Source organism: Sinomicrobium kalidii, from assembly GCF_021183825.1.
Lineage (GTDB): Bacteria > Bacteroidota > Bacteroidia > Flavobacteriales > Flavobacteriaceae > Sinomicrobium > Sinomicrobium kalidii.
This window is the reverse complement of record NZ_CP089211.1, coordinates 5,341,049-5,364,211: the sequence shown is the minus strand read 5'-3', so window position 1 is coordinate 5,364,211 and position 23,163 is coordinate 5,341,049. Positions and strand designations below refer to the sequence as shown.

The following is a 23,163-nucleotide window of genomic DNA, read 5'->3' as shown; positions in this document are numbered from 1 at the left end:
AAAAAAAATGAAATATAGGTTGAATTTTTAGTTTTTTTTTCGCATGCTTATTAACAATAACGTTACAATATCTTAACACGTAAAAGATACGATAAATTTTTATGAAAACGTATGAAACCCGAATAAGAATTCGTTATGGTGAAACCGACCAGATGGGGGTGGTGTACCATGGTAATTACGCACAATTCCTGGAGATGGGAAGAGTGGAATGGCTCAGGAACATAGGGGTTTCCTACAGGTCAATGGAAGAAAGCGGTATTATGCTCCCTGTTATTTCACTACATCTGGATTACAAGAGACCGGCAAGGTATGACGATCTAATAACGGTATCGACCACCCTTAAAAAAAGACCGGGTGTTAAGATAGAATTCGACTACAAAATTTACAGTGAAAAAGGGGAAATCTTAACATTGGGAAATACGGTCCTGGCCTTTGTGGATATGAAGTCGGGGAAACCTGTTAAATGTCCCGATTACATCCTCGAAAAGCTAAAAGGGGAATTTTAGCTTTTCCTGCTTAGCAAAGCCATATAAAAACCGTCAAATCCGGAAGTGGATGCGAGTACCTTCCGGTCTTTTTCCAGGGTGAATTGTTCTCCCGCCGCAGTAGCAAGGAATTTTTGTACCTGTTCCTGGTTTTCCGAAGGCAATACCGAACAGGTGGCATAGACCATTTTTCCTCCGGGTTTTACCATTTTGGAATAGCCTTCCAGCAGTTCTTGCTGTGTTTTCCTGATGGTATCGACAAATTCCGGTTGTAATTTCCACTTGGCATCCGGGTTTCTCCGTAGTACTCCCAGTCCGCTGCACGGTGCATCGATCAATACCCGGTCTGCCTTTTCGTGGAGTTTTTTTATGGCCTTGTTGTTTTCTATGATACGGTACTCTGCATTAAAAACCCCGTTTCGCTTCGCCCTGGTCTTCAGTTGCTTCATCTTGCTTTCGTAGATGTCCATGGCAATGATCTGGCCCTTGTTCTGCATTAGTGAGGCCATATGAAGCGTTTTGCCCCCGGCACCGGCACAAGCGTCAACCACCCGCATTCCGGGGTGTATGTCAAGAAAGGGGGCCACGAGTTGGGACGAAGCGTCCTGGACCTCAAAAAGGCCTTCTTTAAAAGCATCGGTTAGAAATACGTTTGCCCGTTCCTTTAATACCAGGGCATCAGGATAATCCTTTAAGGTTTCCGTATCAATACCTTGTTCGGCCAATACGGTTTTTAATTTTTCCCGGGTAGTTTTGAGTGTATTTGCCCTTAATACTACCCTGGCCTGTTCATTTTGTGTGGCAATCTCTTTTTCCCAGGTCAGTTCTCCGAGTTCTTTCACCCCCAGTTCATCCATCCAGTCCGGAATGGATTCCCGGTATTTTCTTATTTTAGACAGTTCTTCGAATCTACCTTTAATCCTCCGGGAAGGGGTGCCCGCCAGTTGTTTCCAGTCCGGTAAGCGGTACCCGCGAAGCACTACCCAGACCGCAAATACACGCCACAGGTTATCCCGGTCAAACGGTTCTTTTACCCCGGCAATTTCGGCATACAACCTCTTCCAGCGGACGATGTCATAAATGGTTTCCGCAACAAACTTCCGGTCATTGCTTCCCCAGCGTTTGTCCTTTTTCAATGCTTTAGCTACCACCTTGTCGGCATATTCACCTTCATTAAAGATGAAATTCAGAGAATCAATAACCGTAAAAACCAGGTTTCTGTGCAATCGCATAGGTGAAAAAAATTAGGCGGCAAAGATACAGGTTATTTTAGAATTACGAGTACGATTTACGGTTTACATAAATCATGTGCCGTACATCGTACTTCCTGACTCAAATTTTATCAATCTGCCGAAGTTTTGCTCGGTCGGACTTCCACCTTGCTGGGCAGTGTCCTTGCGGGCATTTTTAACAGGTCAACCACCATCTGTCCGATGTCTTCGGGTTGTATTTTCCAGGCGTCGGAAGCGTCGGGCGTATTTCCGTTGAAATAGGTAGCTACGGAGCCCGGCATAATGGTAGATACCTTGACATCATAAGGACGCAGGTCGAGCATAATGGCCTGGGAAAACCCTACCAGGCCAAATTTGCTGGCATTATATGCGGCGCCTTTGGCAAAAAAGTTTGTTCCCGCAAGGCTTGCTATGGTAATGATATAGCCCTTGCTTTTTTTCAGTGCCGGAACGGCTGCTCTTACGGTGTTGAAAACGCCTGTTAGATTCGTATCTATCGTATTGTTCCATGCTTCGGGAGATAACTCATCTATCGGGGCAAAAACACCTATACCCGCATTGGCGATGACCACATCGAGCTGGCCCCAGGTATCAGTTACCTTCTGGATGGCAGCCTGTTCTGCATTGTAATCCTTAACATCCGATTCGATCACAAGGTAAGCCTCACGATCTTTTGAAATGCTTTGCATGGCGGCTTCTCCACGTTTTTTGTCCCTGCAGGTTACGGCAACTTTTATTCCCTGTTGAAGAAGTGCTTCTGCTATTCCGAGTCCGATCCCTTTGGAACCGCCGGTAATATATGCCGTTTTGTTTTTCATAGCCTTAATTTGTTTTTGTGATAAATACTTTTTTTATACTAAATACAAAAATATGCATTGGTGATTTACCTGAAATAAAAAATCACCCTGTAAAGGTACTACAAGGTGATCTTTTTTACTTCTTAAAATACGTTAATTGCCGAAGAGTCCTCCTAAGAGTCCTCCGCCACCTTTTTTGTTGCCCAGGGCCATTCCTGCAATGTCGTCAAGTACGCTGCCGTCGCCGTCCGAATCGAGCAGGGAGGAGACAAGGCTTTGGTTTTTTTCGCCCTGTCCGCCCATTAAACCACTGAGCAAGCCGGAAACGCCGTCTGTGGAATTCACATTCTGCTGACGGGCCTGTTTACCAAGGAATCCCATAAGTATGGGGGCGGCTATCTTTATTATTTTACTTACCGTACCGGCATTGACACCGGATTTCTGGCTGATGGCGTTTTCTACGGTCGATTGTTTTCCGCCCAGGATATGTCCGAGGATCCCGGCGCCGTCCTGCTCATCTTCCTGGTTTACACCACCGCCGAAGAAACCGCCCAGGTTGTCCAGGATACCTCCCGAATGCTTACTTCCCGAAAGTGCTCCGAGCAGCTCCGCTGCCCCTTCCTGTGAGGAAGCATTTTTTTGCATGGCTCCCATTAACACCGGGAGTGCCATGCTCAATACATTTGTGGTATCTTGTTGTGAAGTCCCCGCTTCGTTGCTCACTCCGCCAATGATCTGTCTGCCGAGGTCGCTGTTCAGTAAATCTGCTATACCTGCCATTTTTTGTTTTTTACATTAAGAATAAATGTGTTAAGAAAACCCTAATATACGAAAAAGTCCCCTCACCGGGGGCGAGAGGACTTTGAAAAATTGTAAGAAAATCGACGATTATACCGTTTCTGACTTTAAAATGCTGATAATTTGTTCTGCCAGTTCCGTGCCTATCCTGTCCTGTGCTTCATTGGTAGCGGCACCGATGTGCGGTGTAAGGGAAATTTTGGGATGCATGAGGACTTTAACAGCAGGAGTGGGCTCGTTTTCAAAAACGTCAAGCCCGGCAAAAGCGACTTTTCCGTTGTCGAGGGCTTCTACCAGGGCCACTTCATCAATAACACCTCCGCGGGAAGCATTGATGATGCCGACACCTTCCTTCATAATGTTCAGTTCTTTTTTACCGATCACGTATTCCTTTTGGGCCGGAACGTGGAGTGAAATAAAGTCGGCTTCCTTGTATACTTCTTCCAGTGGCTGGGTCTTGATTTCCACTTTTATGGATTGCCCGTTAAAGAAATCGACAATAACATCGGCCTTGTCTACGAACTTGTCGGCAGCAATGACCTTCATCCCTGCTCCCAGGGCTATTTTGGCCGTTTCGACACCAATACGGCCGAGACCAATGATACCGATGGTCTTTCCCCGTAGTTCCTGTCCGCCGGCATATGCTTTTTTCAGCTGGCCAAACTTGGTTTCCCCTTCGAGGGGCATGTTCCTGTTGGCGTCGTAAAGGAACCTCACACCTCCGTATAAGTGGGCAAATACGAGTTCTGCCACAGATTGTGATGATGCGGCCGGGGTGTTTATCACACTGATCCCTTTGGATCTTGCATAATCCACATCGATGTTATCCATGCCAACACCACCGCGTCCTACAACCTTGATGCTTTCGCAGGCATCGATAAGGTCCTTTCTTACTTTGGTTGCCGAGCGTACCAGGAGGACATCGATCTTATTTTCGTTGATATATGAAACGAGCTGATCCTGGGCCACTTTCGTGGTGATCACTTCAAAACCTCCTTTTTCCAGGGCCTCGACTCCGCTTTTTGAAACTCCGTCATTAGCTAATACTTTCATTTTTCTGTATTTTTATGTCTTCCCGCTATTCGGGAAATCAGATTATTATAAGTTGTTGTGGTGTTACCTTATCCCGCTTTTTTCTCCAGTTCCTGCATAACATCAACCAGGACCCGTACACTTTCTACGGAAAGCGCGTTGTACATGGAAGCGCGGTAGCCTCCAACACTTCGGTGGCCGTTCAATCCGTTAATACCGGCCTCTTTCCAGAGGGTGTCAAAGGCTTCTTTATGTGTTTCGTCCACCAGGTTAAAAGTGGCATTCATGGCGCTTCGGTCTTCAACAGCGGCAAAGCCCTTGAACAGCGGATTTCGGTCTACTTCCGAATACACCAGCGATGCTTTTTGTTCGTTGATCTTTTCTATGGCAGGTATGCCACCGAGGTCTTTCAGCCATTGCAGGGTGAGCATGGACACGTATACCGCGAATACCGGGGGCGTGTTGAACATGCTGTCCTTACCTATGTGTACCTTGTAATCCAGCATTGAAGGAATGGAACGGGATACTTTCCCGAGGATATCTTCCTTCACCACAACCAGGGTAGTTCCTGCCGGCCCCATATTTTTCTGGGCACCTGCGTATATAAGGTCAAAGTTAGAAAAATCCAGTTGTCTGGAAAAAATATCGGAGCTCATATCGCATACCAGCGGAACATTCGTTTTCGGAAAATCTTTTATCTGTGTCCCGAAAATGGTGTTGTTGCTGGTACAGTGAAAGTAATCGGCATCTTCAGGAATGGAATAGCCCTTGGGGATATAGTTGAAATTGGCGTCTTTGGAAGAGGCTACTTCGATGACTTCTCCCATTACTTTTGCCTCTTTTATGGCCTTGCTGCTCCAGGTTCCGGTGTTCAGATACGCTGCTTTTTTCTCCAGCAGGTTGTAAGCTACCATCAGGAATTCCAGGCTGGCGCCTCCCTGAAGAAACAGAGCCTGGTAGCCTTTTCCTTCCAGACCGAGCAGTTCCAGGGCCAGGGAACGGGCAGTTTCCATCACCTCTACAGCATCTTTGCTCCTGTGGGAGATTTCTATGAGTGAAAGATCCAAACCGTTGAAATTGATAATCGCTTCTGAGGCTTTTTTCATTACCTCTTGCGGAAGAACACAGGGGCCCGCACTAAAGTTGTGTTTTTTCATTATGTAGATTTGACAATGTTGTGTTGAATGTTCACTGCAAAAATGCTAAAATTAGGAGGAAAAACAGTTATAAAAACGATAATTATTTGTTATATTTTTAACAGGAATTCAACAGTATCCACACCGTCCGCATAATCCCATAATTCGGGCTTTTGCGTCTTTCCGAAAGGAACTTCTTTTCCGGAAAAACCGGAGGCCACAACACATTGTATTTTTTCAGAATCTTCTTCCAGTTTTTTTCGGAGGTTTTCGGTGTCCGTATAAGTTTCGTAAAACAGGGTGGCGATGGGCGAAGCATAGTTTTTGTCTTCCTTGAGCATCAAAAACCCGTTTTCCTTCAGTTTAAAGAGGCTCATGAGATATACGGCCTTGTTGTAGTCGTAGTTGTTGGTGTATTTTTGTACGTTAAGAATGTCCTTAAAAGGATATATCGCCTTAAAGAAAGGATCGAAATCATAATTTTCCGGGACGAAAAGTTTGGATACGTTCCTGCATCCCAGTCCGAAATACCGGAAAACATCTTCTCCGAGGGCGGCGAGTTGGGCTTCGGTTTCCTTTCCGGTAAGTACCGCTACGGAATTCCTGTTTTTTCGTATGATGTTCGGTTTATTACCGAAATAATATTCGAAATAGCGCGAGGTGTTGTCACTCCCGGTAGCAATCACTGCGTCAAAAGATTCCAGTTTTTGTTCGGTAAATGTGATCTTTCCCTTAAAAGACGGTTCCACGTGTTCCAGGTATTTGGCAAGATAGGGCAGGAGGTGCCTGTCGTTGGAGGATTGTTTTACAAGCACCGAATGCCCGCAGAGCAGTACGCTCATAAAATCGTGAAAGCCCACAAGGGGAATATTTCCGGCCATGACCACGGCCACCTTTTTGGAAGTGGTAGGGGAAATCTGATAGCGGGACAGCCACCGGTCAAGGTTTTCACGGGAAAGCGCATCGGCCCATTGCTTTAGGGAGAAGGTGAGATTTTCCCCGGTAAACCATCCGTTGTGTTCCCTGGCCAGTTGTAACTGATGCCGAAAACCGTCAAAGAATAGGGCATTGTGTTCCGAATATTCTTTTTTGTTGTTTTCTTTATCACTGAATTGTCTCAGGAATTCCCCTAATTTAACAAAGGCATTTATCTTGTTGTCCAGGTTGTGCATAACAGCGCTGTAATTTTTTTAATAATGTAAAACAGGAAAAACGGGCATACATGGGAACTCATACCATATTTTGTTTCCTGCTCAAAAATCAATGGCAATGAAAAGTCTAGTTTTTTTGTATAGAATTCCTTTTCGCCGTATTTTTGCAGGACAAAGTTACACGAAAAAGAAAAAAACATGGCAATTATCATAACAGATGAGTGTATAAATTGCGGGGCTTGCGAACCGGAATGCCCTAACACGGCTATTTATGAAGGAGCAGATGACTGGAGGTACAGTGATGGTACTTCCCTGTCCGGAGATGTTGTTTTGCCCGGCGGGAAAGCCGTAAATGCCGATGATGCCCAGGAACCTGTTTCCGACGATATATATTACATAGTACCCGATAAGTGTACCGAATGCAAAGGTTTTCACGAAGAACCGCAGTGTGCCGCGGTATGTCCGGTAGACTGTTGTGTTCCCGATGAAGATCATGAGGAAACCGAAGAGGAGCTCCTCGGAAAACAGCAGTTTATGCACCCGGAATAACAACAGCGATCCGGAGGTAACGATACTTTTATAAACGCTGACCGGGGAATGGTCAGCGTTTTCTTTTTCTGTTGGTCATATAATCTTTGATGGCTTTTTTTGTGGTGAGCCAGTTACGGCCCTCCTTGTAGGCATCGATCTTTCCCTGCCGTGCCAGCAGACTTATGTATTCCTGCCCGTAGGGGAGGCTTTCTTCTTCCACCAGGTTGGAAATTTCGGTATATTCATAATCACTTCCCGGAAGCGTAGTTATATAGATGTTCAGTGTACGTTCGAGGGCCTGCGATATGACCAGTATTAATTTCTGGTAATTTCCCCTGTTGGCCTGGTTAAGGGCTTCGTAATATTTTTTTCTGTCATTTTTAAGGATAATGGCAGGAGGGAAGCCTTTACGCATGAGTAACAGGTTCATGGCGAGGCGTACGGTTCTTCCATTGCCGTCAAAGAACGGATGTATCCATACAAATTTATGATGAAATACAGTGGCCAGCTCAATATCATTGAGTTCAAGCGGATTGACCTGCACAAACGCTATCAGTTCGTCGAGGAGCCCGGATACCTTTCTTGCATTAGGAGGCGTAAAGTTAGCTCCTGCTATTCGTACACCTCCGTTGCGTAAACGGCCTGCAAATTCGTCTTCAATACTGCGTAAAATATAAGCGTGAAGGGACAGGATATCAGAACTTGTAAGTGCCTGTGAGGTGTTTTCCACCAGGGAATACAGGTGATGAATGGCACTTTCGTGGTTTTTGGCCTCGAAGTGTTCCCTGAGGGATTTACCTTTTATGGTAATGCCTTCCTGGAGGACCATTTGGGTTTCCCTCAGGCTTAATGTATTCCCTTCAATACCGTTGGAATTATAGGTCCATTCAATCATGAGGCTCTCCTTTATTTTCTCCATGGCAATAGAGGGGAGCGGACGGTGGTTTTTGAGTACGTCCCTTTTGTCGAGCAAACGGTCAAAAACGTCCTTGAATTCTTTCCTGTATGTCAAATCTATATCCCACACTCCACAAAAATACAAAATCGTTTATAAACTTGAAATACCCTATCCGATATTAATATATTAACCCTATCGCAACATTTTTGATCATATTTTGCATTATATTTGAGATACCAAATCTTAAATAATAGTATCCATGAAAAAGTTTTCTTTTTTCTTAGCCGTTGTTTTATTGCTTCTGGTTTCCCAAACCGGATTTTCTTCACCTGTTACAGTTTCCGATACCGGGATTGCAGTAACCGAAGAAACAGTGGAAGTACAGATTGAACTGGTGGACATTCACGGAGATCCCGTGAGTGGAAGTGTCATGGTAAGTGATTTTTATGCCATTGACCAGGAAACCGGCGATTATTTCTACGCAGACAGGAATGGGCTATTCCGTATTCCTCCCGGGACGTACCGTTTTGATGCCGGGCGTACCGGCCCGTGGGAAGGTGTAGTGCCTGAAGTTGTGACGATTTCCGAAGGGGAGACCCGGGTTGTGGTGGAACTGACACACTGGTACGAGTAAAATACAGTTTCTATGAGTGATGCCCGGAAAAACGGTTTCCGTTCTTTCGGGCATGTTTAATTCAGAACCTGCGGAACCTTCGCCCTTTTTCCGGTTTCTTACCGCCGAATTTATCGAGTTTACAGCTTAGTGAAAACATGACATAGCGCTGTAATACGGTATTTTCAACATCCTGGATATACGAATCGGTGATGTTCCGTCTCGTACCTACATTCTGGTCCAGGAGGTCGTATACCTTCACTTTAAAAGTCATCTTGTCTTTCATGAAATTGTACCCGATACTGCTGTTCCATAACCAGAACGATTTCTGGAACCCGTCGGCTATATTGGAATTATAGGTGTATCCGAAATCATTCCCGAAAACAATATTCTCAGGCCAGTAGGAAGTGGTCTGTATCTTGAAATTATGCCGGAAATTGGAACTCTTGTCTATCCTGTAATTGGTGTAGCGCGATTCGTTGTAGTTAAAATTGTAACTGGGCTCAATGGTGAGCAGTTCGCCGTATTCCCAGGTAAATGATCCTGAGGGGTTCAGTGCCAGGTTATTGGCCCTGAAATTTTCGTTGTTGGTGATTCCCTTGTTACGGGAAAAATTTACATTGACCCCGAGACGATACCTGAAAGAGTGCTCTTCCTTCTTTTTGGAAGCACTCCAGTTCATCCCGGCATAGCCGGAATAAGTGCCGCTCAGGTTCTGATAGGTGGTGGTGCGTTTAAAATTATCGTCATATGTGGTCACGGAAACCACTTTATCTTCGTCATAACTGATGTTTCCGTAAGTAAATATCCCTGATCTGCTGGCAAAGTCATAATTATTGAAATTGAAATACATCGAATGTGTCTTCGTAGGCCTGAGATCGGGGTTACCCATCGTGGTGCTTAACGGATTGGACAAATCCTCCACCGGTAATAACTGTGATGCAGAAGGCAGATTGACCCTGTAATTGTAGTTGATATAGATCGATTTCCCCTTGGACATTTCATATCGTATATTGGCCCGGGCAGTAGGATAAATATACTGCTCCTTCAGTTCGGTGTGCTCCCCGAGATAAAGAGAGCTGTTACGGTAATCGGTAATATTGGTCCCGAGGTCTATCCGGGCCCACAGTTTCTCTTTTCGTATTCTCAGCCCTACCGTAGGATTAATGGCATCCGTTTTGGATGTGGTATAACTGGAAAGCGGGTCATTTCTCAGGGTGTATTCCCCTGTGGCTTCGTCTGCATCGAAAGTTTCCCTGTTGCTTGTTGTCTTGTTGGTATCATAGCTGATACTTCCCCTGAGGCTGAGCGAGTCTGTAATGGGTTCGGTATATCTCAGGCGCAAAGAATAGTTGTCAGACTGGTTTTCATTAAATTCCTTCTGGTCCCGGATATCATCGGGATCGTCATTCTGATAGAAGGCAGTAGAAGATCTGTTAAGCCCTTCCGAATTGTTCGAAGAATTGTTGTTGCTGAAATGAAAATTGAGATAGCGTCCTTTTCTTTTGAACCGTTTCACAATAAAAAGATTGGAGCGAAAACTTTCCTGGTTTGTGGAACTCTGGTTGATCGCTTCACTTTCGTTAAGGAGATTACCGTTCTCGTCAACGGAAAACTGGGTTTGTTCCGAGCTGAAATCCGAATCGGTCTTGTTCAGGGTTGGAGAAAAACCTATGGTAGTCAGGGAATCCAGTTTGTATTCCAGGTTGGCATTAAAGCTCTGGTCCCTGGAATCGTTTTGTGTAGTGTTTTCAGAATTGGAGGTAAACCCCCCGTCGGGGGTAAGGTTTTCCTGTTCGGTCCTGTTTTCGTTTTCCCGGCTGGTCTGGGTATAGAAATAGCTGCCTTCCGTTTCCAGTTTATCGTCCAATACATCATCTGCGAAAGTAATACCTCCTATGTGCGAGGTTGTTATTCCGGAGCCCGTGGCACCGAAAGAAACCCCGTTGATGTTCACTCCGCCGTTTCCGGAAGCCCATACGTTCCTTCCGCCTCCCATGGCATCGAATATTTCGTCCATGGAAAAACCGACGCTGTTGATATTGTTCGATCCGCCGAGAATGCTTATCCTCTGGTCGTCGTTAAAATAGTTTAGGAGAAGGTTACCCTCATACCGATCATCCGTACCGTAACCCGCAGTGGCCCGGCCGAAATATCCCTTGTTCTTGTCTTCCTGTATGGTGAGGTTGATGGTTTTCTCGTCCGAACTGGCTTCTTCTCCCGAGAGTTCTTCCTCTTTGGTCTTCGTATCCGAGACCTGTATTTTATCGATAATGTCCGAAGGCAGGTTTTTGGTGGCGATCTGGCCGTCATCCCCGAAAAAGGACTTGCCATTGACGAGTATTTTGTTCACTTCCTTGCCGTTAACGGTTATTTTACCATCGGTATCGACCTCGACACCGGGAAGTTGTTCCAGCAGGCTTTCTACATTAGAGTCCGGCCTTACCTTAAATGAAGAGGCGTTGAATTCCAGGGTGTCTTTTTTGACGCGGATAGGGGGTGCTTCGCCCTGTACCACAACTTCAGCGAGCTCGTCGGCATTTTCCCGGAGTTTGATGGTGCCCAGGTCCACCGAAGAATTTAAATCCTTGAGCGGTTTGGAATAGATTTTATACCCGATAAAGGAGACCTTGATAAAAGCGGGCTCATCGGTTTTGCGGACTTCAAGCGTAAAGGCACCTTTCCGGTTGCTTATGGTATAGTCAATTACTGTAGAGTCTTTCTGACTGGTGAGATAGACCGTGGCCGACTCCAGGGGAGACTGATCGGTGGCATCGGTAATTGTTCCGTGGATTTCTACAGTGTTCTGGGAAAATAAAAACGTGGTCCATAGCAAAGCAATGGAAGCAAGTAAAGATCGATAATACATTCTACGGCGTGTCTGTTGGTTTAAACTCTTAGCTATATTACTGGTAAAATCAGGTTTTTCCTATTCTGTTATAATAATTTAATACAATTTAACAGAAGTTTAATGACTCAACTTCCGGTTCCTTTTAGACCGGAATATGTAGTATAGGTTTAATAGGGGGAAAGTTTTAACATTATTATTTGTATACACCTGTCTGTTCTCCGGGAAAAGGAACAGGGGGTCGGAAATTTAATACCCTATGGCAGTATCATCCCCTCTCTTGTCGGCCCCGCCTTCCAGTTTTCCGCCGGGCAATATCAGGATGGCATCCACCTTGCCGAGTATTGGTGTGCGGTCTTCATTAATGAGGTATCCTTTCTGTTTCAGGCTGCTCAGTATTTCAGGGGAAAAGGCACCGGGTTCGAAAGTAATGGTGTCCGGTAACCACTGGTGGTGAAACCTGGGAGCATTGACCGCTTCCTGCATTCCCATGTCGTATTCATATACATTGAGGATCGCCTGGAGCACTGATGTGATAATCGTAGAACCTCCCGGTGTACCGACTACCATCCAGAGTTTGCCTTCCTTTTCCACAATAGTGGGGGTCATGGAGCTGAGCATACGTTTTTCGGGCGCAATACTGTTGGCTTCGGCCCCGATAAGTCCGAACATGTTGGGCACACCCTGTTTGGCACTGAAATCGTCCATTTCGTTGTTCAGGAAAAACCCAAGTTCGTCGCTGTAAACTTTGGAGCCGTAGGCCCCGTTAAGTGTAGTGGTTACGGAAACAGCATTGCCCCGGGCGTCTACGATGGAATAATGAGTGGTTTCGTTGCTTTCCGTGATCTGGATTTCTCCATGCGACACCTCCGAAGATTTGGTAGCCCGGTCAAATGAAAAGTTTTCCATCCGTTTGCGGAGGTAACTTTCGTGCAACAGCGTCTTTTTCGGAATGTCTACAAAATCCGGGTCGCCCAGAAAGTAATTCCGGTCTGCATAGGCCCGGCGTTCGGCTTCGGTGATGACCTGGATACTTTTCACCGAATTGTGTCCGTATTCCGCCAGGGGATAAGGGGCGATCATCTGCATGATCTGCCCGAGAGTGATCCCCCCGCTGCTGGGCGGCGACATGGAGATGACCTTGAGGTTTTTATAATTGAATATGACCGGGATTCTCCATTTGGCCTCGTATTTGGCAAGGTCTTCTTCCGTCAGGATTCCGCCTTTGCGCTGAATGTGACCGGCCAGTTTTTTAGCTGTTTCACCACGGTAAAAACCGGCCTTCCCGTTTTTTTGAATACGTTTAAGGGTGTTGGCCAGTGCAGGGTATTTTATGGTATCGCCTTTTTTAAAAGGTGTTGCAAAAAATGTGCTGTCCCCGTTCACTTCGATAATAAGGTCGCGGTACCTGCCAAGGTGTTTTTCCTGTTTTTCGGTTACTACGACCCCTTTTTCCGCCAGGGCTATAACGGGTTCGAGTATTTCGGTCATCGGCAGGGAGCCCAGTTTGCGATGAGCTTCAAAAACCCCGGCTACCGTACCGGGTACACCTACGGCCATGGCGCCAAGTGTACTTTTACCCGGAATTACATTGCCCAGGCTATCGAGATACATGTCCTTATGCGCGGCAAGCGGAGCCTTTTCCCTGTAGTCCAGGGCGCCGATCTCACCGTCGGCTTTCCGGTAGACCATGAATCCGCCGCCGCCGAGATTTCCGGCAAAAGGATAGGCTACGGCGAGGGCAAGCTCTGTTGCTGCCATGGCATCGAAGGCATTTCCACCCTTTTTCAGGATTTCCACGCCTATCCGGGAAGCTTCTTCCCGTGCCGACACGACCATTGCTTTATCTGCAATCAATCCGGTGGTGCGGGAGGGCTTTGTTTTACAACTTATAAAAAGGAAAATGCCCAGGAATACCAGGCAGGTTCTGGTGTATGTTCTCATGGTGTAAGTTAAGTTTTGCGTTAAACGGTTTTCATCCTTTTTTTTGATCGTTGTCTTTGTTCTCTGCTCCCTTAACCGTTTTTATCACTCCTTCGCGGAGTTTTGCCTTTGTAAATATAATCAACTCTTCGAAAAACCCGGTAAATTCCTTTTCAAAAAGGGGGTAGTGTTCCCTGAGATCATTTATCGCTTCATTCATATGTGCTTGGTAGTCTGTTCTGCGGTTGAGTTGTGTCATTGCCCGGTCAATACCGGCCAGGGAAGCATAGTTTACCAACCAGTTGTCCCTTATCATATGGGGGATCATGTTTCGTGTCCTTTCCGGCAGAACGGCATGATGTTTTTGCAGCATCCGGTAAAAATTTTCAGCAAAAACCTCCAGTGGGATATCGGAGTAGCGCTTCCAGTTTTTTGCCAGAAAATGGTCGTAAAACATGTCTACAACAACACCGCTGTAATGACTGTAATTGGGATGTAGCCTCTTTGTGCTCTGTCTTACCACGGGATGGTGATCTGTAAAAGAATCGATTTCCCGGTGCAGTAATATCCCTTCCTGTATTTTTTGCGGGAACGCCAGGTATTTTTTCCCTTTGATACCGTCGGCAATGAAGTTTCCTATCTGAATAAATTCATCTTCACCGGAGAGATAAATATGTGCTAAAAAATTCATTTTCCGAATATACAAAAAAAGCGTTCCCCCGCATTCGGGGAATTCTGTTTTTCGCTAAAATGCTAAACATATAATTGTATATTTGTTCTGTCTTTGAGACCAGGAAACATTCGTGTTTTTCTTTATTTTAATTGTAAAAGGGCAACAAAATTTCAATACAATAATATAAACCCATGACATTAATAAAATCCATTTCCGGAATACGGGGAACAATAGGAGGGAACCCCGGCGACAACCTGACACCGATAGACACTGTAAAATTCGCCGCCGCTTACGGTACCTGGCTGAAAAATGAATACAGCACCAGGGAAAGGCTCAAAGTGGTTATCGGCCGGGATGCGCGTATATCCGGAGAAATGATCCAGGAACTCGTTATCCGGACCCTGACCGGTCTGGGTATCGATGTTGTAAAACTCGATTTGTCTACAACCCCTACGGTAGAAGTGGCTGTTCCGATGGAGCATGCGGAGGGGGGGATTATCCTTACGGCAAGTCATAACCCCAAGCAGTGGAATGCCCTGAAACTCCTGAATCATAAAGGCGAATTTTTAGACGCTGCCGAAGGAGCCGAAATACTGGAACTGGCCGAAGCTGAAGATTTTGAATTCGCAGATGTGGACAGCCTTGGAAAAGTAACCCTTAACGAGGCGTATATCGATATGCATATCGACGAGGTATTAAAACTTCCGTTGGTTAACCGGGACGCCATTAAAGCGGCAAAATTCCACGTAGTGGTGGACGGTGTTAATTCTACGGGGGGAATTGCAATCCCCCGTCTTCTGGAACGATTGGAAGTAGACGTGACGGAACTTTACTGTGACCCGACCGGACACTTTCCGCATAACCCGGAACCTTTAAAAGAACACCTTACCGATATTTCGGAACTGGTGGTAAAGAAAAATGCCGATTTCGGGATTGTAGTTGACCCGGATGTAGACCGGCTTGCTTTTATAAGTGAGGACGGGGAGATGTTCGGTGAAGAATACACCCTGGTAGCCTGTGCCGATTATGTGCTGGGCAAGACCCCGGGCAATACCGTATCCAACATGTCTTCTTCCCGTGCACTCAGGGATATTACCCGGAAACACGGCGGAAATTACCAGGCCAGTGCTGTCGGGGAAGTAAATGTGGTAGCGCTGATGAAGGAAACCGATGCGGTAATTGGCGGTGAAGGTAACGGCGGAATAATCTATCCCGGGTTGCATTACGGACGGGATGCCCTGGTGGGTGTGGCCCTTTTCCTTTCGCTCCTGGCTGAGAAAAAGATTCCGGTGAGTGAACTTCGGGCAGGATACCCTTCGTATTTTATGAGCAAGAAAAAAATCCAGCTCACTCCGCAAATCGATGTGGATGCGATACTGTCAACCGTAAAGGAAAAATATAAGGACGAAGATATATTGACCACAGACGGCGTAAAGATCGATTTTCCCGAAAACTGGGTACACCTCAGAAAATCCAATACCGAACCCATTATCCGCGTTTATACCGAAGCCAAAAGCCAGGCGGAAGCCGATAATCTTGCCGATAAAATGATAGCGGAAATCGAAGGCATGGTATCCGTAGGCCAGTGAATTACTGATTAGAACAGGATGAATATAGATACATTTGAAGAAGAGGATTTTGATGACGCTGTGGAAGTCTGGGAGGTTTCCGTAAGAGCAACTCATCATTTTCTGAAAGAGGATGATATAATGTTTTTTAAGCCTTTGATCCGTAATGAATATTTTAAGGATGTGAACCGGAAATGTATTCGGGATAAAGAACGTAAGATCGTTGCTTTTCTCGGGGTGTCGGGGAAAAACATAGAGATGCTTTTCATTCATCCCGATGCGCGTGGAAAAGGTCTTGGCAAAACATTGCTGAAGTACGCGGTGGATGTAATGGGTACAGACAGGGTTGATGTCAATGAAGATAATCCGCAGGCCGGGGGCTTTTATGAACATATGGGATTTGAAAGAACAGGCCGGTCTGAACTGGACAGCATGGGGAAACCGTACCCCATATTGCATATGACGCTGAAAAAATAGTGGAATTAAAAATTTGGAACAATGATAGCAACAACCGAAGAATCCAAAATATTCAGGACGGAACTCGAAGCATACTTTAAACCGTTCCGGGACAATATTGTGGGGATTGATCAGGAATTCGAATCCCCCTACGGGAAGAAACGCATTGTGTATACGGACTGGACGGCAAGCGGGCGCCTGTACCTGCCCATAGAAGAAAAGCTGTTACAGGACTTCGGCCCCTATGTGGCCAATACCCATACCGAAACCACGGTCTCCGGGACAGCCATGACCCTGGCCTATCACGAAGCCAGGCATATCATTAAGGAGCATGTAAACGGCAGGGAAGACGATATTCTGATCACCTCGGGAAGCGGGATGACAGGGGTGATCAACAAATTTCAGCGCATCCTGGGATTAAAAGTACCCGAAAACCTCAGGAAACACACCAATATTCCCGATGAACTCCGTCCGGTAGTATTTGTCACCCATATGGAACACCATTCCAATCAGACCTCGTGGCTGGAGACCATGGCTGTTGTGGAAGTGGTCCCCGCAGATGATGAAGGCCTGTTTTGTATGGCCCACCTGGAAGCATTGCTGGAAAAGCATCAGGACAGACCACTTAAAATCGCTTCGGTAACGGCATGCAGCAATGTTACGGGAATTCAGACACCTTATTACGACATCGCCAGAATGATACATCGTCACGGCGGTGTATGCTTTGTGGACTTTGCCTGTTCGGCGCCCTATGTTTCCATAGATATGCACCCGGAAGACGAAGAGGCCTCACTGGATGCGATTTTCTTTTCGCCGCATAAATTCCTGGGAGGGCCCGGAACTTCCGGAGTATTGCTGTTCAACAAAAAACTGTACAAGAACATGATTCCCGATTCTCCGGGTGGGGGAACAGTAAGCTGGACCAATCCGTGGGGTGAACACAAATACATAGACAATATTGAGGAAAGGGAAGACGGGGGCACCCCCGGTTTTTTACAAACTATAAAAACGGCCCTGTCCATCCGGCTGAAAGAGCAGATGGGCGTAAAAAACATCCTGGACAGGGAACACGAAATACTGGAGCAGGTATTTAATTTTCTGTCGGATGTCCCCAATGTAAAGATACTGGCACCGCAACACAAAAACAGATTGGGGGTACTGTCTTTCTTTATCGATGACCTGCACTACAACCTGGGGGTTAAGCTGCTGAACGACCGTTTTGGCATCCAGACCCGCGGGGGATGCAGTTGTGCGGGGACTTACGGACATTACCTGTTGCACGTTGATCAGGAAGCATCGAATAAGCTCGTAGCGGAAATTTCCCTGGGCGATCTGATCAAAAAACCGGGGTGGATACGTATGTCCATTCATCCTACGTTGAGTTGTGAAGAAATAAGATATGTCTGCGAAAGTATCTGTGCCCTGGCCGAAAATCATGAAGAGTGGGCTTCGGATTATGTATATGACAAATCCAAAAATGAATTTCTGCACAAATCATATGTTACTGATGCAAAAACCCGGGTAAAATCCTGGTTCGAATTTTAAAAGGAAAACAGCGGATTGGGCGTATGGGCTTCTTTCATAATGTTTTCCATTTCGCGTATAATTTCCGGGTGGTCATCTGCGACATTGTGTTCTTCCTGCGGGTCGGAAGAAAGATCATATAGTTCTATCCGGGCATCCGGATCTTTTTTGACGTTCAGGCGGACAGCTTTCCAGTGTTGCTTGCGCACAGCCTGCTTGCCACCGCGTTCATAGAATTCCCAATATAGATAATCGTGTTGTGCCTGTTGGCCTTTTCCGAGTAATTCGGGGACAAAGGAAATTCCACTGGTATTTTCCGGTAGTTTTTTTACGCCTCCCAGTTCGGCCAGCGTAGGCAATACATCCCAGAAAGCACCGATATGGTCGCTTACCGTCCCGGGTTTGATCTTACCGGGCCAGTGTGCTATAAACGGTTCGTGTATCCCACCTTCATAGACATCCCTTTTTACGCCCCTGTACCTACTGCTGCTTTTAAAAAAGGCAACATCTTTCATGGTACGGCCGCCTTCGACATGCGTGCCGTTATCACTGGAAAATATGACCAGGGTGTTTTCGGCCATCCCTTTTTTCTTTAATTGGCGTAATACCCGGCCGACATAATTATCTACACTGCTTACCATAGCGGCATAAGCTGCTTTTGGATAGGGTTGCGGACCGTAGTGCTTCCCGTCCGGCCATGCAGTTTCCGGGGTGAATTTGCTTTGGCCATTGGTATCCAAATACGGTTTCAGGTATTTTTGCGGTACGACCAACTCGGCATGGGGAACAGTAAAGGAGAGGTAAAGGAAAAAAGGCTGCTCCTGCGATTGGTTTTCAATAAAGTCCAGGGCTTTCCGGGTGAATATTTCATTGCCATAGCTGCCCTCCGGTGTGTCGAATTTTTCCAGTTTGCCGTTGCGGAGTCGCCATAGGGAATCCGGTTGCTGATAGTGTGCGTCTACGTGATGGAGGTGCCCCGTAAAATGGTTCCATCCTTTCTTTTGGGGTTCACCTGCGGTACCTTCCAGGCCGAGTCCCCATTTACCGAACATGGCCGTGTTATAACCTTCTTTCTGCAATAACTGCGGAATGATGGTGTCGGTTTCCGGAAGCGGGTATTCCCCATTGCCCCGTACATGGGTAATTCCGGTATGCTGACCTGTCATTAAACTGGCCCTTGAAGGGGCACAGACCGTACTTCCCGCATAGAACTGGGTAAAGCGTATTCCTTCTCGTGCCATACGGTCGATATTCGGTGTTTTGATGTATTCCTGGCCATAACACCCCAGGTCGCCGATACCCATGTCATCGGCAAGGATAAATACAATATTCGGTTTTGGTTTCGGGGTGTTCTGTTCTTTTTTTTCAGGCCGGGAATTACAGGCCTGCAACAAGGCGAGAACACATACGGATAAAACCACTTTGTTTATTTTCCGGTATAGCATTGGTAATGGCTGGTTTTTGCCTTAAAGATATAAATTAAAAAAATGTGCTCGAAAATATTTTCCGGTTACCCGAGGAACTTGGCTTTTAGCTCAGGAGTGGGGATCATGCACTGATCTTTTCTGCCAAACCATTTATAGCGGTTTCTGGCGATGAAATTATAAAGACTATCCCTGAGTGATGTGGGAAGGATATATTCAAATATACGCAACAACCGCCACCCGCCGCCCAGTTCCGAAGCGATCTCGATAGCGGCCCGGGACCTGGTGTAGTAGGCCACACCGGGTTCGATGAGAACAATGGAGTCGGTTTCGTCCGGGTCAATGTTTCTTTCGACCAGCAACTGCTGCCCCTGTTCACTTTGCAGGGCGGCAAAGCGAAAAACATCTTTTTTATCCCTCTTGATGACAAATTGTACGGAAGCGTTGCACAGGTTGCACACGCCGTCAAAAAGAATAATTTTCTTGTTTTTTTCTATGGTATCCATATGAATCCGGAACAGGTAGTTTTCCATATCAAAGATACGGCAAAAAAATCACCCGGAATAACCGGGTGAATTAAGAGTATCATAAATGACAAAATGATTTTTCCGTATCCGTAATATTGATGTTTAAGAATTATTCACCATCTATCGGGGGCGGGCCGTCCGGTAGTATGGCCTCGTATTCTGCATTTCCCTTGCGTTCCCTGAATTCCTCCTTTACAGCTTCTACTTTTTGAGGGGCCTCCAGAAGATCAACGATGGTCATACCCATGGCTTTGGCGGCGTAGGTCATTCCCTTGTGCCCGATGGACATTCCGCCGCAGGCCACTACGGCCCACGAGTGCCAGGGCGTATCTTTGGGGGCGGTGGTTACCCCCAGTCTTATTTCAGGGACTACCCAGCTTACGTCGCCCACGTCGGTCGATCCGCCGCCGGGGTGTTCTTTGGTTTCTTCCAGAGGACGTATTTCACTGTCCATGCCTATCTGTGGTTTACCGGTAGCTTCCTGGATCTTTTTGGCAAAGTTAATTTCTTCTTTGGTATAGGTAATGGGACCCAGCAGTTCCAGGTTTTTTTGCATGATGGTTCCTCCGGCCCGGTTGACCAGCACTTCATGAAGTCCGGAAACCAGTGAGATCTTATAATCCACCCCGGCCATCATTGCTGCACCTTCTGCGATCTTTTTCACCCTTTCGTAGACTTCGAGCATGCCTTCCCTTTTGGTATCCCGTACCCGGGTCCATACCCTGGCGTATTCCGGTACCACGTTAACCACCTGTCCGCCATCCTGGATGTGGTAATGTATCCGTACCGTCGGTTTGATATGTTCCCGGAGAAAATTCATTCCTGTGGTGTACAGTTCCAGGCCGTCGGAAGCACTTTTACCGTTCCAGGGATCGGCTGAAGCATGGGCAGCCTCCCCGAAAAATTCCACGGTAAAGTCCACGAGGGCCAGGGAACTCTGGACGTCGGCCACGGTTTCTGCGGAAGGGTGCCAGTCCAGGCAGACATCCAGGTTATCAAAGAGGCCTTCACGGGCCATCCATAATTTCCCGAAATATTTTTCTTCGGCAGGTGTGCCGTAAAATTTGATCGTTCCTTTGAGCTTCCCGGATTTTATCAGTTCTTTTACGGCTATTGCAGCGCCCAGGCTTCCGGTGCCAAAAAGGTTATGCCCGCATCCGTGGCCCGGTTTTCCCTCTTCCAGAGGTGCTTTGACGGGTTGTGCCTTTTGGGAAATTCCGGGAAGGGCATCAAATTCCCCCAGGATACCAATTACCGGGCTTCCCGATCCGTAAGTAGCAACAAAGGCGGTCGGCATTTCGGCTACACCTCTTTCTACGGTAAAACCGTTGGCTTCAGCGTAATCCGCCAGAAGTTTGGATGATGCTGTTTCCCGGAAAGCCGTTTCGGCATGTGCCCATATCTTGTCGCTGATCTCAATGAGTTTGTCCGAATGATTTTCCACGGAATTGATAACAGCCTTTTTGTTAGCATTCATCCCGTTTTGGGCAGAAACGGGAAAAACAACGCACAGAAGCAGTGCGAGAAAAGCAGCATGTGTTTTCATAAATGATTGGTTTATTTGAGTTAGGCTTCCCAAATTACGAAATGAATCAGGTATTTCCGAATCGGGGAGAAGATTTTCCGACATGTGAAAACGAAGGAGGAAAGATTACGGTAAAAATAAAATCAGACCTTTTTAAGTGATATTTCTTCATTATCTTTATTGCGAAAACATAATCGAATAATAACTAATTGAATGACAACTACCATGAAAAAACACATTTTAGCGTTGTGCGGTCTTGTTTTGGCCTCATTTACGGCCTCCGCACAGGTACAAACGCCCGCACCAAGCCCTTCGGCAAAGATAGAGCAGCGGGTGGGACTGACTGATATTACCCTGGAATATTCCCGTCCAGCCATGCGAGGCCGGACCATTTTCGGTGACCTGGTACCTTACGGGGAGGTTTGGCGTACAGGAGCTAATGAGAATACGAAAATTACATTCAGTGATGACGTTACCATAGGTGGAAAGGAACTGAAAAAAGGGACTTATGCCATTTATACGATTCCCAATGCATCTTCCTGGGAAGTTATTTTTTATACGGATGCCAATAACTGGGGCAATCCCCAAAAATGGGACGACAGCAAGGTGGCCCTGAAAACCACGGTTTCGGCGGAAAGCATGCCGTTTGACATTGAGTCTTTTACCATGTTGTTCGGTGATATTACCAATGATTCTGCCATGCTCGATATCCTTTGGGAACGAACGTATGCAGGTCTGAAGATCGAAGTGCCTACCGAAGAAAAGGCTATGGCAAGTATAGAAGGTGCCCTGAATGGTCCTTCTGCGCGCGACTATTATTCTGCGGCCGTATATTACCTTGAGGAAGACAAAGATATCGATAAAGCCAGGGAATGGATAGACAAAGCTGCGGGAATGCAGGAAGAAGTGCCCTTCTGGATGTTGCGGCAGAAGTCGCTGATCTATCACAAGGCAGGGGACAAAAAAGGGGCTATCGAAGCTGCCAAAAAATCTTTGACCGCTGCCGAAAAAGCCGGAAATTCTGACTATGTGAAAATGAATAAGGATGCATTAAAGGAATGGGGAGCTCTGTAAGCCTTCCTTATGTTGAAACACAAAAAATCTCGTGCTTTACTGTACGGGATTTTTTTTGGAATATGAATTTACATATCGCCCGGAGTTGCGATAAAATTTTTATTTTGCATTAAAAAAGTGTCGGACCGCGGAACATATATAGCATATCGTATAGCAGTACCTCCTGAATTTGAGGAGGCCTTTACCCATTTTTATTTCGCGGGAAATGCTTCCGGCAGCTCAGTGCAAAAAAGTCTGTTGCCTTCTTATCAGACCATACTTGTTTTTAATTTCGGCGGAAAAGTATTGCTGCAGTCCGGAGAGCAGGAAACGGAAGTGGGGAAATGCCTTGTACTGGGACCTGTAAAAAAGGCTTTTGATTATACATTGTCGCCGGGAGCTGAAATACTGGTCGTCAATTTTAAGGATGATGCCTTCTATCGTTTTTTCGGAAGAGCGATGATTGATGAAAACCTGATGCCCGACCCGGATGAATTGACCGGGGAGAATTGTTTTTCCGGTTTGTGGAAAAAACTGGATGAGCTGACTGACAATGAACAACGTGTACGTTTTATCCTTGAGTTTTGCAGCCCCTATTTAAAAGACAGGAACATCGTAGGCCATCGCCTGGCGAACTTTGACCACGATAACCTTGACATTGTAAAAACAGTGGCATCAGCCACCGGACAGAGCCCGAGGAACATACAATTACAGCATAAAAAACGCATGGGCTATTCGGCAAGGGAAATTGGGCGTTATCGCCGTTTTCTGAAGGCCATTGAAATGATACAGCAACATACGGCAAACGCTTCTGCAGTAGATTGGCCGGATATTATCCACGAATGCGGGTATTATGACCAAAGTCAGCTGATTCATGACTTCAGGCATTATCTTAACCTTAGTCCGACAAAATACCTGAAATTCCAGAAAGAGATCTGTAACCCTGTAAGTTAGTTTTCGTTTTTATAC

General features: G+C 46.3%; 21 protein-coding genes. 8 read left to right on the top strand and 13 right to left on the bottom strand.

Annotated features, from left to right (window positions below; all coding sequences use genetic code 11):
- Positions 1-101 precede the first annotated feature (101 nt).
- On the top strand, positions 102-506 hold the full coding sequence (locus tag LS482_RS21645; RefSeq protein WP_233029681.1) for an acyl-CoA thioesterase: 405 nt from the start codon (positions 102-104) through the stop codon (positions 504-506).
- Here the strand turns inward: LS482_RS21645 and LS482_RS21640 are convergent.
- The 6 genes from LS482_RS21640 to LS482_RS21615 all read right to left on the bottom strand — a co-directional run bounded on the left by LS482_RS21640 (position 503) and on the right by LS482_RS21615 (position 6,652).
- Positions 503-1,717, bottom strand: a complete 1,215-nt coding sequence (locus LS482_RS21640; RefSeq protein ID WP_233029680.1) for an RsmB/NOP family class I SAM-dependent RNA methyltransferase — start codon at positions 1,715-1,717, stop codon at positions 503-505. The genes LS482_RS21645 and LS482_RS21640 overlap by 4 nt on opposite strands.
- A gap of 110 nt (positions 1,718-1,827) precedes the next feature.
- Positions 1,828-2,535 (bottom strand): SDR family oxidoreductase, encoded by a 708-nt coding sequence (locus tag LS482_RS21635; RefSeq protein ID WP_233029679.1) that lies wholly within the window; start codon positions 2,533-2,535, stop codon positions 1,828-1,830.
- Between the two features lie 132 nt (positions 2,536-2,667).
- A complete protein-coding gene (locus tag LS482_RS21630) occupies positions 2,668-3,294 on the bottom strand; it encodes a DUF937 domain-containing protein (protein WP_233029678.1) in 627 nt (208 codons plus the stop codon).
- Between the two features lie 108 nt (positions 3,295-3,402).
- On the bottom strand, positions 3,403-4,365 hold the full coding sequence (locus LS482_RS21625; protein WP_233029677.1) for a D-2-hydroxyacid dehydrogenase: 963 nt from the start codon (positions 4,363-4,365) through the stop codon (positions 3,403-3,405).
- Positions 4,366-4,433: 68 nt separating this feature from the next.
- Entirely contained in the window at positions 4,434-5,501 is a 1,068-nt protein-coding gene (gene serC, locus LS482_RS21620; RefSeq protein ID WP_233029676.1) for a 3-phosphoserine/phosphohydroxythreonine transaminase, read from the bottom strand.
- An 89-nt stretch (positions 5,502-5,590) separates the two neighbouring features.
- Positions 5,591-6,652, bottom strand: a complete 1,062-nt coding sequence (locus LS482_RS21615; RefSeq protein ID WP_233029675.1) for an acyl-CoA reductase — start codon at positions 6,650-6,652, stop codon at positions 5,591-5,593.
- A 177-nt stretch (positions 6,653-6,829) separates the two neighbouring features.
- Between LS482_RS21615 and LS482_RS21610 the strand changes: the two genes are divergently transcribed.
- Positions 6,830-7,180: a 4Fe-4S dicluster domain-containing protein gene (locus tag LS482_RS21610; RefSeq protein WP_233029674.1), complete on the top strand. Its 351-nt coding sequence runs from the start codon at positions 6,830-6,832 to the stop codon at positions 7,178-7,180.
- A 52-nt stretch (positions 7,181-7,232) separates the two neighbouring features.
- On the opposite strand, the gene LS482_RS21605 is transcribed toward LS482_RS21610, so the two are convergent.
- Positions 7,233-8,189 (bottom strand): Fic family protein, encoded by a 957-nt coding sequence (locus LS482_RS21605; RefSeq protein WP_233029673.1) that lies wholly within the window; start codon positions 8,187-8,189, stop codon positions 7,233-7,235.
- A gap of 130 nt (positions 8,190-8,319) precedes the next feature.
- Here LS482_RS21605 and LS482_RS21600 point away from each other — a divergent pair, with 130 nt between their 5' ends.
- Entirely contained in the window at positions 8,320-8,694 is a 375-nt protein-coding gene (locus LS482_RS21600) for a hypothetical protein (RefSeq protein ID WP_233029672.1), read from the top strand.
- A 61-nt stretch (positions 8,695-8,755) separates the two neighbouring features.
- On the opposite strand, the gene LS482_RS21595 is transcribed toward LS482_RS21600, so the two are convergent.
- The 3 genes from LS482_RS21595 to LS482_RS21585 form a co-directional block, all read right to left on the bottom strand.
- Positions 8,756-11,542 (bottom strand): outer membrane beta-barrel protein, encoded by a 2,787-nt coding sequence (locus LS482_RS21595; RefSeq protein ID WP_233029671.1) that lies wholly within the window; start codon positions 11,540-11,542, stop codon positions 8,756-8,758.
- Positions 11,543-11,770: 228 nt separating this feature from the next.
- A complete protein-coding gene (gene ggt / locus LS482_RS21590; RefSeq protein WP_233029670.1) occupies positions 11,771-13,465 on the bottom strand; it encodes a gamma-glutamyltransferase in 1,695 nt (564 codons plus the stop codon).
- 31 nt (positions 13,466-13,496) lie between these two features.
- Positions 13,497-14,135: an acyl carrier protein phosphodiesterase gene (locus tag LS482_RS21585; protein ID WP_233029669.1), complete on the bottom strand. Its 639-nt coding sequence runs from the start codon at positions 14,133-14,135 to the stop codon at positions 13,497-13,499.
- A gap of 173 nt (positions 14,136-14,308) precedes the next feature.
- Here LS482_RS21585 and glmM point away from each other — a divergent pair, with 173 nt between their 5' ends.
- Genes glmM through LS482_RS21570 form a run of 3 tightly spaced genes read left to right on the top strand, consistent with a single transcriptional unit; the run spans position 14,309 to position 17,686 of the window.
- Positions 14,309-15,706 (top strand): phosphoglucosamine mutase, encoded by a 1,398-nt coding sequence (glmM, locus tag LS482_RS21580; protein ID WP_233029668.1) that lies wholly within the window; start codon positions 14,309-14,311, stop codon positions 15,704-15,706.
- Between the two features lie 18 nt (positions 15,707-15,724).
- Positions 15,725-16,162, top strand: a complete 438-nt coding sequence (locus LS482_RS21575; RefSeq protein WP_233029667.1) for a GNAT family N-acetyltransferase — start codon at positions 15,725-15,727, stop codon at positions 16,160-16,162.
- A gap of 21 nt (positions 16,163-16,183) precedes the next feature.
- Complete coding sequence (locus LS482_RS21570; protein ID WP_233029666.1) at positions 16,184-17,686, top strand: aminotransferase class V-fold PLP-dependent enzyme; 1,503 nt, start codon at positions 16,184-16,186, stop codon at positions 17,684-17,686.
- On the opposite strand, the gene LS482_RS21565 is transcribed toward LS482_RS21570, so the two are convergent.
- From LS482_RS21565 to LS482_RS21555, 3 genes are all read right to left on the bottom strand, one after another.
- A complete protein-coding gene (locus LS482_RS21565) occupies positions 17,683-19,110 on the bottom strand; it encodes an arylsulfatase (RefSeq protein WP_233029665.1) in 1,428 nt (475 codons plus the stop codon). The genes LS482_RS21570 and LS482_RS21565 overlap by 4 nt on opposite strands.
- Before the next feature lie 65 nt (positions 19,111-19,175).
- Positions 19,176-19,622: a thiol-disulfide oxidoreductase DCC family protein gene (locus LS482_RS21560; RefSeq protein WP_437441004.1), complete on the bottom strand. Its 447-nt coding sequence runs from the start codon at positions 19,620-19,622 to the stop codon at positions 19,176-19,178.
- 103 nt (positions 19,623-19,725) lie between these two features.
- A complete protein-coding gene (locus LS482_RS21555) occupies positions 19,726-21,162 on the bottom strand; it encodes an amidohydrolase (RefSeq protein WP_233029664.1) in 1,437 nt (478 codons plus the stop codon).
- Positions 21,163-21,366: 204 nt separating this feature from the next.
- On the opposite strand from LS482_RS21555, the gene LS482_RS21550 reads away from it, so the two are divergent.
- A complete protein-coding gene (locus tag LS482_RS21550; protein ID WP_233031868.1) occupies positions 21,367-22,215 on the top strand; it encodes a DUF2911 domain-containing protein in 849 nt (282 codons plus the stop codon).
- A gap of 117 nt (positions 22,216-22,332) precedes the next feature.
- Positions 22,333-23,148, top strand: a complete 816-nt coding sequence (locus LS482_RS21545) for a helix-turn-helix domain-containing protein (protein WP_233029663.1) — start codon at positions 22,333-22,335, stop codon at positions 23,146-23,148.
- Positions 23,149-23,163: the final 15 nt, after the last annotated feature.

Coding starts and splice junctions, on each gene's coding strand:
- LS482_RS21600 (WP_233029672.1), top strand. CDS start 8,320: ATGAAAAAGTTTTCTTTTTTCTTAGCCGTTGTTTTATTGCTTCTGGTT.
- LS482_RS21610 (WP_233029674.1), top strand. CDS start 6,830: ATGGCAATTATCATAACAGATGAGTGTATAAATTGCGGGGCTTGCGAA.
- LS482_RS21630 (WP_233029678.1), bottom strand. CDS start 3,294: ATGGCAGGTATAGCAGATTTACTGAACAGCGACCTCGGCAGACAGATC.
- LS482_RS21595 (WP_233029671.1), bottom strand. CDS start 11,542: ATGTATTATCGATCTTTACTTGCTTCCATTGCTTTGCTATGGACCACG.
- LS482_RS21645 (WP_233029681.1), top strand. CDS start 102: ATGAAAACGTATGAAACCCGAATAAGAATTCGTTATGGTGAAACCGAC.
- ggt (WP_233029670.1), bottom strand. CDS start 13,465: ATGAGAACATACACCAGAACCTGCCTGGTATTCCTGGGCATTTTCCTT.
- glmM (WP_233029668.1), top strand. CDS start 14,309: ATGACATTAATAAAATCCATTTCCGGAATACGGGGAACAATAGGAGGG.
- LS482_RS21585 (WP_233029669.1), bottom strand. CDS start 14,135: ATGAATTTTTTAGCACATATTTATCTCTCCGGTGAAGATGAATTTATT.
- LS482_RS21640 (WP_233029680.1), bottom strand. CDS start 1,717: ATGCGATTGCACAGAAACCTGGTTTTTACGGTTATTGATTCTCTGAAT.
- LS482_RS21575 (WP_233029667.1), top strand. CDS start 15,725: ATGAATATAGATACATTTGAAGAAGAGGATTTTGATGACGCTGTGGAA.
- LS482_RS21570 (WP_233029666.1), top strand. CDS start 16,184: ATGATAGCAACAACCGAAGAATCCAAAATATTCAGGACGGAACTCGAA.
- LS482_RS21550 (WP_233031868.1), top strand. CDS start 21,367: ATGAAAAAACACATTTTAGCGTTGTGCGGTCTTGTTTTGGCCTCATTT.
- LS482_RS21635 (WP_233029679.1), bottom strand. CDS start 2,535: ATGAAAAACAAAACGGCATATATTACCGGCGGTTCCAAAGGGATCGGA.
- LS482_RS21565 (WP_233029665.1), bottom strand. CDS start 19,110: ATGCTATACCGGAAAATAAACAAAGTGGTTTTATCCGTATGTGTTCTC.
- LS482_RS21615 (WP_233029675.1), bottom strand. CDS start 6,652: ATGCACAACCTGGACAACAAGATAAATGCCTTTGTTAAATTAGGGGAA.
- LS482_RS21560 (WP_437441004.1), bottom strand. CDS start 19,622: ATGGAAAACTACCTGTTCCGGATTCATATGGATACCATAGAAAAAAAC.
- LS482_RS21555 (WP_233029664.1), bottom strand. CDS start 21,162: ATGAAAACACATGCTGCTTTTCTCGCACTGCTTCTGTGCGTTGTTTTT.
- LS482_RS21625 (WP_233029677.1), bottom strand. CDS start 4,365: ATGAAAGTATTAGCTAATGACGGAGTTTCAAAAAGCGGAGTCGAGGCC.
- serC (WP_233029676.1), bottom strand. CDS start 5,501: ATGAAAAAACACAACTTTAGTGCGGGCCCCTGTGTTCTTCCGCAAGAG.